The 11,296-nt window shown below is 70.1% G+C and carries 10 protein-coding genes; 9 read left to right on the plus strand and 1 reads right to left on the minus strand.

Translation table 11 applies throughout. The features are described 5' to 3' along the window. Positions 1 to 22: 22 nt before the first annotated feature. The gene (locus ACFWE2_RS21025) at positions 23 to 307 is read right to left on the minus strand and encodes a hypothetical protein (RefSeq protein ID WP_377226159.1); all 285 of its coding nucleotides are present in this window, start codon (positions 305 to 307) and stop codon (positions 23 to 25) included. Here ACFWE2_RS21025 and mshD point away from each other — a divergent pair. From mshD to ACFWE2_RS21070, 9 genes are all read left to right on the plus strand, one after another. Further along, entirely contained in the window at positions 218 to 1,174 is a 957-nt protein-coding gene (gene mshD / locus ACFWE2_RS21030) for a mycothiol synthase (RefSeq protein WP_377226160.1), read from the plus strand. The two genes, ACFWE2_RS21025 and mshD, sit on opposite strands and share 90 nt — an antisense overlap. A 258-nt stretch (positions 1,175 to 1,432) precedes the next feature. Further along, positions 1,433 to 3,730, plus strand: a complete 2,298-nt coding sequence (locus tag ACFWE2_RS21035; RefSeq protein ID WP_377226167.1) for an RNA degradosome polyphosphate kinase — start codon at positions 1,433 to 1,435, stop codon at positions 3,728 to 3,730. A 17-nt stretch (positions 3,731 to 3,747) separates the two neighbouring features. Continuing rightward, positions 3,748 to 4,761: an NUDIX domain-containing protein gene (locus tag ACFWE2_RS21040; protein ID WP_377226161.1), complete on the plus strand. Its 1,014-nt coding sequence runs from the start codon at positions 3,748 to 3,750 to the stop codon at positions 4,759 to 4,761. An 82-nt stretch (positions 4,762 to 4,843) separates the two neighbouring features. Next, positions 4,844 to 5,443, plus strand: coding sequence for a hypothetical protein (locus ACFWE2_RS21045; RefSeq protein WP_377226168.1), 600 nt, complete (start codon positions 4,844 to 4,846; stop codon positions 5,441 to 5,443). A 335-nt stretch (positions 5,444 to 5,778) separates the two neighbouring features. Continuing rightward, positions 5,779 to 6,396, plus strand: coding sequence for a DUF47 domain-containing protein (locus ACFWE2_RS21050; RefSeq protein WP_377226162.1), 618 nt, complete (start codon positions 5,779 to 5,781; stop codon positions 6,394 to 6,396). 1 nt (position 6,397) lies between these two features. Next, entirely contained in the window at positions 6,398 to 7,402 is a 1,005-nt protein-coding gene (locus ACFWE2_RS21055) for an anion permease (RefSeq protein ID WP_377226163.1), read from the plus strand. A gap of 82 nt (positions 7,403 to 7,484) precedes the next feature. Next, positions 7,485 to 8,927, plus strand: a complete 1,443-nt coding sequence (locus tag ACFWE2_RS21060) for a sugar porter family MFS transporter (RefSeq protein ID WP_377226164.1) — start codon at positions 7,485 to 7,487, stop codon at positions 8,925 to 8,927. 218 nt (positions 8,928 to 9,145) lie between these two features. Further along, a complete protein-coding gene (locus tag ACFWE2_RS21065) occupies positions 9,146 to 9,649 on the plus strand; it encodes a MarR family winged helix-turn-helix transcriptional regulator (protein ID WP_377226165.1) in 504 nt (167 codons plus the stop codon). Next, on the plus strand, positions 9,646 to 11,262 hold the full coding sequence (locus ACFWE2_RS21070; RefSeq protein ID WP_377226166.1) for an MDR family MFS transporter: 1,617 nt from the start codon (positions 9,646 to 9,648) through the stop codon (positions 11,260 to 11,262). Before ACFWE2_RS21065 ends, ACFWE2_RS21070 begins: the two co-directional genes overlap by 4 nt. Positions 11,263 to 11,296 lie beyond the last annotated feature (34 nt).

An 11,296-nucleotide genomic window follows, 5' to 3' on the forward strand; every position in this document is an offset into this window, starting at 1 on the left:
TAGCCCTCTGGTCGATTAATGTTCAGAACGCCGGAACACCGGGGGAAACCTCAGGATGCCCGGTATCGCGGATGTAGCTCAGTGGTAGAGCATCAGACTTGGTCTTGTGCGGCTCGCCCGAGCCCTTCTCCACGCCGGCGGCCTTCAGGATCATCCGCGAGGCCGGCGGGGAGCGACCTGGTCTCGACAAGCTCGACCATCGGGAGAAGATGGGCGTATGCGTATCGCTGCTCCTATCGAGATCGGCCCGCTCGACGCCGACGCCCAGCAGGCCGTCCGAGACCTGGCGGCCGCGGCCGAGTCCCACGACGGCGTAGCGCCGCTCTCCGAGCAGCCGCTGCTCAACCTGGGGACGGACGCGGAGTGGATCACGCACGTCGTGGCCCACACCACGTCGGGCAGCACCATCGGCTACGTCCAGGTCGACCGCTCGGGCGACACCGCCAGCGCGGAGCTGGTGATCCATCCGGAGCACCGTCTGGGCGGTCGCGGGCGCATGCTCCTCAAGACCGCCGAACGTGACGCGACGCTCCCGTCGCGCTCGGGCGAGCCGGGCCAGCACGGCAAGCAGCTGCGGGTCTGGGCGCACGGCGACCTGGAGGCGGCCCGCGGCTTCGCCCGTGCGACGGGCCTGCACCCGGTACGTGAGCTCTTGTTCCTTGCCCGTCCCCTCGAGCGATCCGCAGCGCCGGAGCTGCCCGCGGCGCCCGCCGGCTATCGCCTGCGCACGTTCCGCCCGGGGGCCGACGACGACGCCTGGCTCCGCGTCAACGCCCGCGCGTTCGCGACCCATCCGGAGCAGGGCCGGATGACCCTGCACGACCTGCGCGCGCGCCAGGCCGAGGCGTGGTTCGACCCCGAGGGCTTCTTCCTGCTCGTACCCGACGGCGCGAGCGACGACGCCGATCCGGTCGCGTTCCAGTGGACGAAGGTCGAGCCGGGCCGGCCGGACGCCGCCCGCGACGGCGAGATCTACGTCCTCGGCGTGGACCCGGACCATCAGGGCAAGGGCCTGGGCCGGCTCATGACGGATGTCGGGCTGGCGCACCTCGCCCGTGCCGGCGCGACGCGCGCCGTGCTGTACGTCGAGGGGGACAACGCGCCAGCTCTCGCGACGTACGAGCGGTCCGGGTTCACGCGGGCCGCCGTACACGTTCAATATTCCCGCCCGTGACGAACGCTCTGCGAGAGCGTCACCCACTGTGTACCGAACGGTGACACCATGAACGACATGAAGGACAGTGCTGGGAGCACCCCCGCCAGGACCAGGGACAAGAACGGCCGATTCATGAAGCAGAGCCCTCGTACGACAAGCAGCGAGAGCATGAACGGCGGGCCCGACGGACACCGGGACCGCCCTGGGAAGACCGCCGACAGACTGGCGACCGCCGAGGTGGCGGAGAAGACCAGGCAGGCTGCCGCGCCGTCACCCATGCCGGTGCCGGTCCCGGAAGGCGCGTCGGCCGACGACATCATGGACCCGCGCTCCCTGGACGCGAGCCTGGCCGCGCACATCGCGGAGCACATCGCGGAGAGCCCGGAGGGGACCAGCCTGCTGGACCCGGTGCTCGGCGGACCGCTGCCCGTCGACCGGTTCGCGGACCGCGAGCTGAGCTGGCTCGCCTTCAACCAGCGCGTGCTGGAGCTCGCCGAGGACCCCCGGATCCCGCTGCTGGAGCGCGTCCGCTTCCTGGCGATCTTCGCGTCGAACCTGGACGAGTTCTTCATGGTGCGGGTGGCCGGCCTGAAGCGCCGCATCGCCACCGGCATCGCCGTCACGAGCGCTTCCGGGCTCGGCCCGCGCCAGGCGCTGTCGCGCATCTCGGACGAGGCGCACAAGCTCATGGAGCGGCACGCGCGCGTGTTCGAGGACGAGGTGCAGCCCGCGCTGGCCGGCGAGGGCATCACGCTGGTGCACTGGGGCGAGCTGGACACCAAGGAGCAGGAGCGCCTCCACAAGTTCTTCCGCAAGCAGATCTTCCCGGTGCTGACCCCGCTCGCGGTCGACCCCGCCCACCCGTTCCCTTACATCTCCGGGCTGAGCCTGAACCTCGCGGTGGTCGTCGCGAACCCGGCGACGGGCAAGGAGCACTTCGCACGCGTCAAGGTGCCGCCGTTGCTGCCCCGCTTCATCGCCGTGGACGCCTCGGGCAAGCCGCGCCGTCCCGGCACCAAGAAGGCCGACCCGCAGCGTGGGCCGCTCTCGTTCGTGCCGCTCGAGGAGGTCATCGCGCAGCATCTGGACTACCTGTTCCCCGGTATGGAGGTGCGCGAGAACCACACGTTCCGCGTCACCCGCAACGAGGACGTGGACGTCGAAGAGGACGACGCCGAGAACCTGCTCCAGGCCATGGAGAAGGAGCTGCTCCGGCGCCGGTTCGGGCCGCCGGTGCGCCTGGAGATCGCGAAGGACATCAGCCCGCGCATCCGGGACCTGATCGTCCGCGAGCTGGGGGTCAAGGACGAGGAGGTCTACGAGCTGCCCGCGCTGCTCGACCTGACCGGTCTCAACCTCATCGCCGACCTCGACCTGACGTCGCTGCACTACCCGCCGTTCGTGCCCTCGACGCACCGCCACCTCGCAGAGGTCGAGAGCTCCAAGCCGACCGACGTGTTCGCCGCGATCCGCCGTCGGGACATCCTGCTGCACCACCCGTACGACAGCTTCTCGACGAGCGTGCAGACGTTCCTGGAGCAGGCCGCCGCCGACCCGCACGTGCTGGCGATCAAGCAGACCCTGTACCGGACGTCGGGCGACTCGCCGATCGTCGACGCCCTGATCGACGCCGCCGAGGCCGGCAAGCAGGTGCTCGCCCTGGTCGAGATCAAGGCCCGGTTCGACGAGGAGGCCAACATCTCCTGGGCCCGCAAGCTCGAGGAGGCGGGCGTGCACGTCGTCTACGGCATCGTGGGCCTCAAGACGCACTGCAAGCTGTCGCTCGTCGTGCGCCAGGAGCCGGACGGCTCGCTGCTGCGCTACTGCCACGTCGGCACGGGCAACTACCACCCCAAGACGGCGCGCCTCTACACCGACCACGGCCTGCTGACCTGCGACTCGGACGTCGGCCAGGACCTGACCCGGCTCTTCAACCAGCTCTCCGGGTACGCGCCGAAGTCGACGTTCCACCGGCTGCTCGTGGCGCCCCGCGCCGTCCGCTCGGGCCTGGTGGAGCGCATCGAGCGCGAGGCGACCGCGGCCCGGGCCGGTCACGAGGCCTGGGTCAAGATGAAGATCAACTCGGTGGTCGACGAGACCGTCATCGACGCCCTCTACCGCGCCTCCCAGGCGGGGGTGCGGGTCGACCTCGTCGTGCGCGGCATCTGCGCCGTCCGCGTGGGCGTGCCGGGGCTGAGCGAGAACATCCGCGTGCGCTCCATCCTGGGCCGCTTCCTCGAGCACTCGCGCATCTTCGCGTTCGCCAACTCGGTGGGCCCCGCACTCGCCGAAGGGCCGGAGTCCGGCCCCGAGGTCTTCATCGGCTCGGCCGACCTGATGCACCGCAACCTCGACCGCCGGGTCGAGACCCTCATCCGGATCTCCGACCCGAACCACGTGGGCGAGCTGCTCGGCCTGCTGGACGAGTCCATGGCCGACACGACGGCGTCATGGCACCTCCTGCCCGACGGGAGCTGGCAACGCCCGAGCGCGGGTGCGGAGAGCAACGGCCTCCGCGACCTGCAGGCGGTCCTGATCCAGCGGCAGCGCCGTCGGCTCGAGCCCGTCCGGTGACGGGACGGCGGTCGGTCGTGGGCACGGGCCCGACGACGGCGGCCTCCCCCGCCGCGAGCCTGCACACCCCGGTCGTCATGACCGCAGGGGGGCTGGTCTGGCGCCGCCGCTCGGGCACGCTCCAGGTGCAGCTCGTGCACCGCCCCCGGTATGACGACTGGTCATGGCCCAAGGGCAAGCTCGAGGTCGGGGAGTCCTTCCAGGGCGCCGCGATCCGCGAGGTCGGCGAGGAGACGGGTAAGGAGATAGTGCTCGGCAGGCCCCTGCCCGGCCTGCAGTACCTGACCCCTGACGGCACGGTGAAGCGCGTGCACTACTGGGCGTCGCGTCGCGCCCGCAAGGGACGCGACAGCGCGGCGCTCACGGCGCGCGCTCCCCTGGCGCCGGTCGACCGGGACGAGGTCGACCGCACCGAGTGGTTCGACGTCGACGAGGCCGAGCAGCGCCTCACCCGGGCGTCGGACCGGGGCCCGCTGAACGCCCTGGTGGCCGCCGAGTCCGAGGGTGTGCTGCAGACCCGGACGCTCGTGATCGCGCGGCACGGCCGCGCGGTGCCGCGCACCGCCTGGCACGGCGCGGAGCGGGACCGCCCGCTCACCCCGCTCGGGCACGGCCAGGCGGCAGCACTGGTCCCGGTGCTGGCGGCCTACGGTGTCGAGCACGTGATCAGCTCCCGGTGGGAGCGGTGCGCCACCACCATCGACCCGTACGTCAGGGCCGCGAGCCTGCGGCCGAGCTACAGCGAGTACCTGACGGAGGCCCAGCACGAGCGGTCGCCGTCGCGTGTCGCGGCAACCGTGCGCGACCTCCTGGAGGAGACCACCGAGTCGTCGGTCATCTGCACCCACCGGCCGGTCCTCCCGACGGTGCTCGACGTGCTGGGCAGGCATGCGTCACGCGCTGTGGCGGACGGGCTGCCGTCGACCGACCCGTTCCTCGAGCCCGGCGAGCTGCTGGTCGCGCACGTCGCCGACACCACCTCCGGACCCCTGGTGGTGGCCACCGAGAAGGTGAGTCCGCTGGTCTGGTGACCGTGGTGGTAGACACGCGCGCCACTTCGGCGCACTATCGGTCACCATGAGCAGCGACCAACGACCGCCGAGACGGCCGGCCATGCTGGACCCCCGGGACGCCGAGGCGCTTCCGGGGGAGGTGGACCCCGCGCTGCGCGACGAGGTGGCGCACGCGACCGCACGCGCGCTGGTGGACCGCGCACGCACCACCGAGGATCCGGCCGTGGTGGAACGGCTCATCCACCTGGTGGAGAACGAGGGCCTCGACACGGTGGCGGGCCTGTGGGCGGACGCCGCCGCCGTGTCGCTGCCCGGTGCGCTCTGGCGGCTGTACGTCCTGCGTGAGTGGGTGCGCCGTGACATGCCTACCGTCATGCTCCGGTATCGACTCGGTGTGGAAGCCGCCCCGGTCCAGGAGGCCGTCGCGGGCGTCCCGAGCCCTCCGGAACCGGGCGACCTGCGGATCCTTGCCGACGCGGTGCTCTCCGGCGTCTTCACCGGCGACCTCGCCGTCGCCCTCGAACGGGCCGGCGCGTTCTGCCGCATCCTGTCGACCGGAGCCGCGTTCGACGCGGACTCCCGCGAGGTGGCTGACCCCACCGGCGCGACCCGGATGACCCGCAGCGCTAGCTCCCTGCTGCGCACCGCGGAGGAGCTGGAACGGGCCGGAGGCCTGTGGCGCACGGGGTCTCTCGAGTAGGCGGACGACCTGTCAAGTGGCGTTCGCCCGTAGCGCTGTGACGTCGGACCCCCTTGGCAGATCCCCGCACGCGATTAGGATGGTGCAAGCGACGCCGGGCTGCGGATGCCCCGGGCTCCACCTCAAGCCGCTACGAGCGGCCCCGCGCCGAGAGGCGCTCCCGGTTCGGCGTCGCTCCAACTTCCTTCACGGCCGACAAGACCGTCGACAACTGCCTTGCCCCGCGCGCCTGTGCCTTTTGTCACGGGCTGCCAAAGCGCAACCTTGCAAATTGGCGATAGTCGGCAAGCGCTCTACGCTGAGCCTGTTCCAGAGCCCTTAGAACGGGAGCCCTCGTGCGCCTTACTCCGCGCGACACCAAGTACTTCGATCTTCTTGCCGACCTGGCCCAGCATCTGGTCCAGGGTTCGTCCCTCTTGGCGGAGCTGCTCGGTGCGGACCGGGCCGGACGAGAGAAGCTCGCCGACGAGATGCACGAGGTCGAGCACCTCGCCGACGACGCGACGCACTCGATCATGCGGCGCCTCAACCAGACCTTCGTTACGCCGTTCGACCGCGAGGACATCTCGAGCCTGGCCTCGGCGCTGGACGACTGCATGGACGAGATGGACGAGGCCGCCGAACTGATCGTCCTGTACAAGGTCGAGGGCCTGCCCGACCGCGTGTCCGAGCAGGTCCAGGTGCTCCAGCGGTGCGCTGAGCTCACGGCGGAGGCCATGCCGCGCCTGCGCTCGATGGACAAGCTCGCCGACTACTGGGTAGAGGTGAACCGCCTCGAGAACCAGGCGGACAAGCTGCACCGCAAGCTGCTCGCCCAGCTCTTCGACGACTTCGCCGGCGACCCGGTCATGCTGATGAAGCTCAAGGAGATCGTCGAGGTTCTCGAGAACGCCGCGGACAGCTTCGAGAAGGTCGCGAACATGGTCGAGACCATCGCCCTCAAGGAGTCCTGAGTTGGAGGTCGCTCTCGTCGTCCTCGTGGTGGCGCTCGCCCTGAGCTTCGACTTCACCAACGGCTTTCACGACGCCGCCAACGCCATCGCCACGTCGGTGTCGACGCGGGCGCTGACCCCGCGGGTCGCGCTCGTCATGGCGGCCGCCATGAACTTCGCCGGAGCACTGCTGGGCACCGAGGTCGCTGAGACGATCGCGACGTCGATCGTCAACCTCGAGGGCGCCGGAACGCACGCCGAGCTCGCCGTCGTGCTGTGCGCGCTGCTCGGGGCGATCGTGTGGAACCTGATCACGTGGTGGTTCGGCCTGCCGTCGTCGTCCACGCACGCCCTCATCGGCGGGCTGGTGGGCGCTGGTATCGCGGGCGGCATGAGCGTCTACTGGTCCGCGATCGTGGACAAGGTGGTCCTGCCCATGATCATCTCGCCGCTGGTCGGCTTCGGCCTCGCCTTCGCCGTGATGGTCGCGGTCATGTGGATCTTCCGCTACGCGGCACCGGCCAGGACGAACCGGCGCTTCCGGATCGCGCAGACGGCGTCGGCCGCCGCCATGGCGCTCGGCCACGGCCTGCAGGACGCGCAGAAGACGATGGGCGTCATCTACCTGGCCCTGCTGACCGTTGGCTGGGCCTCCGTCGACCAGGGCATCCCCCTGTGGGTCAAGCTCTCCGCGGCGGCCGCCATCTCCGCCGGCACCTACTCGGGTGGCTGGCGGATCATGCGCACGCTCGGCCGCAGGATCATCGAGCTCGACCCGGCCCGCGGCTTCGTGGCCGAGTCGGTCTCGGCCCTCGTGCTCTACGTCAACGCGTTCGTGCTGCACGCCCCAGTCTCCACGACGCACACGATCACCTCGGCGATCATGGGCGTCGGCGCCACCCGCAGGCTCTCCGCCGTGCGTTGGGGCGTCGCCAAGAACATCGCCGTCGCGTGGGTCCTCACCATCCCGGCCGCCGCGCTCGTGGCAGCGCTCGCGACGTGGGCGCTCTTCCCGTTCCTGGTCTGACCTGGCCTAGCCCGACCCGACCAGACCTGACCAGGAACGTTCCCCGCGCGACTTGCACCGGGTGAGATCTAGCATCGAGCGTATGAGCACCGCCTCCACCGCCCCGACGTCCGGCGCCAGATCAGCCCATCGCAAGGCAACGGCCCTCGCCTTCGCCGCAGCGGTGGGCGGTTTCTTGTTCGGCTTCGACAGCTCCGTGATCAACGGAGCGGTGAACGCCATCGAGGGCCAGTTCGCCCTCGACCCGTCGGTGACCGGGATCGTGGTCGCCGTCGCGCTGCTCGGCTGCGCGCTCGGCGCGTGGGCCGGCGGCCGGCTGGCCGACCGCTGGGGCCGCACCAACGTCATGGTGATCGGCGCGATCCTCTTCTTCGTGTCGTCGATCCTCTCGGCCATCGCGTTCTCCGCGTGGGACCTGGCCGTCTGGCGTTTCATGGCCGGTGTGGGCATCGGCATCGCGTCCGTGATCGCGCCCGCGTACATCGCGGAGATCGCGCCGGCGGCCATGCGCGGCCGGCTGGGCTCGCTGCAGCAGCTCGCGATCACCGTCGGTATCTTCGCCGCGCTGCTCTCCGACCAGATCCTCGCCGAGTCGGCGGGCGGCGCCGCCAACGTCCTCTGGCTCGGCTGGGAGGCCTGGCGCTGGATGTTCCTGGTGGCAGTGGTCCCCGCCGCCGTCTACGGCATCCTCGCGCTGCGCATCCCGGAGTCGCCGCGCTACCTCGCGGCCAAAGGACGCGACGACGACGCGCGGGCCGTCCTGGCCAGCGTGCTGGGCCCCGACGAGGACGTCGACGACCGTCTCGCCCAGATCCACCACAGCATCGCGGTCGACGAGGCGAACACCAACCAGGCGTCGCTCCGGGGCAGCGTCCTCGGGCTCAAGCCGATCGTCTGGGTGGGCATCCTGCTGTCGGTGTTCCAGCAGTTCGTCGGCATCAACGTGATCTTCTACTACTCGAGCACGCTGTGGCAGGCCGTCGGGTTCGACGAGAGCCAGGCGTTCCTGGTCTCCACCATCACGTCGGTCACGAACGTCGCCGTCACGTTCATCGCCATCGCCCTCATCGACAAGGTGGGCCGTCGCCCGTTGCTGCTCATCGGGTCGGCAGGCATGGCGGTATCACTGGGCCTCATGGCCGTCGCGTTCACCCAGGCGACCGGCTCGGGTGACAACATCTCGCTCAGCGGCCCCTGGGGCGTCATCGCCCTCATCTGCGCCAATGCGTTCGTCGTCTTCTTCGGCGCCTCGTGGGGTCCGCTCGTATGGGTGCTGCTCGGCGAGATGTTCCCCAACCGCATCCGTGCCGCCGCCCTCGGTGTCGCGGCGGCCATGCAGTGGATCGCCAACTTCGCCATCACCCTGACGTTCCCGCCGATGCTCGCCGCGTTCGGCGCCAGCGTGCCGTACCTCATGTACGCCGCCTTCGCGGCGCTGAGCTTCTTCTTCGTGCTCACCAAGGTGCCGGAGACCCGGGGCATGGAGCTCGAGGACATGGTCGACCAGAGCCGCACCAGGGCCTGACCCGAGCGCACCACCCCGCCGACCGACGACGGCGCCGTCCCCACCACCGTGGGCGCGGCGCCGCTCTCGTGGCCGGGGCCGGATCTCGTGCCGGGCCGCCCTGCCGACAACCTGTCGCACAGGTCACATGCCGGTCTGCCGAACCGCACCCGAGAAACGCTTGCGTTGGGCAACCAATATTCATATAGTTGCTCTAAGCAATCAATTGCGAGGCACCGATGACTTCCTTACCCAGCCGGACGCCGTCCGGCACCGAAGCTCCGGCCGTCACCCTGATCTCCGCGCTCCAGAGCCTGTCGCGCGCCCAACGGGAAGCGGCGGCACGGATCGCCCACGAGCTCGACTGGCCCCGGTCCGGCGTCGCCGTGCTGCACCTGCTCGCCAAGTGCGGCCCGACCTCCCTGACCGACCTCGCGGCGCACCTGCGCGTCGACCTCTCGGTAGCGAGCCGTCAGGTCAGCACGCTGGCCGACGCCGGATACGTCGTCCGAACGGTCGACGCAGGGGACCGCAGGATCCGCACGGTGGAGCTGACCGACGTCGGGCGAGCCCTGGCGGCCGAGGCCGCCCAGCAGTACACGAACCTGATCGACCGGGCGTTCGCCGCATGGTCGCCCGAAGACCTCGCCGAGGCGACCCGCACGCTGCACCGCCTCGTCGACACCATCAGCGCGGACACGGCGCACCGGAGATCACCCCAGAACCAGCAGGAGATCGCATGACCAGCCCCACCGCCCGGTCCACAGTGGTCGAGACCGACCACCTCCAGGGCGAACCACCCGCCATGACGCACAGCGAGGTCCTTCGGGCCCTGTCCGGGATCCTTCTCGGCATGTTCGTCTCGGTCCTGGCGATGTCGGTGGTCTCGTCGTCGCTGCCGAAGATCATCACCGACCTCGAGGGCAACCAGTCGGCGTTCACCTGGGTGGTCACCGCGACCCTGCTGACCTCGACGATCTCCACCCCGATCTGGGGCAAGCTCGCCGACCTCACGAACCGCAAGACACTCATCCAGGTCGCGCTGATCATCTCCGTGCTCTCCGCGGCCGCCGCCGGGTTCGCGCAGGACACCGGCCAGCTCATCGCCTTCCGCGCCTTCCAGGGCATCGGCGCGGGCGGTCTGCAGTCCCTGTCCGCCGTGCTCATCGCCGACATCATCAGCCCGCGTCAGCGCGGCCGGTACATGGGCCTCATGGGTTCGATCATGGGCATCGGCATGGTCGGCGGGCCCATCCTCGGCGGTTTCCTCACCGACGCCATCAGCTGGCGCTGGAACTTCTTCGTCGGTCTGCCGTTCGCGGTGGCCTCGATCATCGTGCTCCAGCTCACGCTCAAGCTCCCGAGGCGACTCCGCGGCTCCGCCCGGATCGACGTCATCGGCGCCACGCTGATCTCGGTCGGCATCGCCACGCTGCTCCTGTGGATCACCTTCGCTGGCACCGAGTTCGACTGGATGTCCTGGCAGACGGCGGCCATGGTCGGCGGCTCACTGCTGGTCCTGGCGGTCGCCGTGCTCGTGGAGCTGCGGGTCAAGAACCCGCTCATCCCGATGTACCTGTTCAAGAACCGCACCCTGGTGCTCGCCGTCATCGGCTCGGTCGCCGTCGGCGTCGCGATGTTCGGCTCGTCGGTGTTCCTCAGCCAGTACATGCAGCTCTCGCGCGGCATGACGCCAACGGAGTCCGGCCTGTACACGATCCCGATGGTCGTCGGCCTGTTCCTGTCGTCGACGGTCGGCGGCCAGCTCATCTCGAGGACCGGCCGGTACAAGCCGTACATGGTGACCGGGGGCGTGCTCCTGACGGCCGGCCTGCTGCTCCTGTCGACCCTCGACTACCACACGTCGTTCGTCCTGGTCTCGATCTACCTGTTCGTCCTCGGCTCCGGGGTCGGCCTGCTCATGCAGAACATGGTGCTGGCCACGCAGAACACGCTGCACATCAAGGACTCGGGCTCGGGTACGTCCACCGTGACGTTCTTCCGCTCGCTCGGCGGCGCCATCGGGGTCTCGGCGCTCGGCGCGATCCTCGGGCACAGCGTGAAGGCCGGCCTGCAGGACGGCATCACGGAGATCGCCCCCGAGCTGGCGAAGCAGGGCATCGACCCGTCAGCGCTCGCCTCCGGGGGCGGCACCCTGCCTGACCTGGCGACACTGCCGCCCGTCCTGGTGGAGGTCGTCGAGAAGGCCTACGCGAACGGCATCGCGGACATCTTCCTCGCCGCCGTGCCGCTGGCCCTGGTCGCGCTGCTCTGCGTCTCCCTCATCAAGGAGGTCCCCCTGGGCCACCGCTCGGGCATCGACCAGCTCAAGGACCTGGAACCCGCCGCAAGCTGACTTCCGCTCGCGGGGACCCGCGAGGTAGAGCGTG

It is taken from the genome of Promicromonospora sp. NPDC060271 (assembly GCF_042726755.1).
In the GTDB taxonomy this organism is placed as follows: domain Bacteria; phylum Actinomycetota; class Actinomycetes; order Actinomycetales; family Cellulomonadaceae; genus Promicromonospora.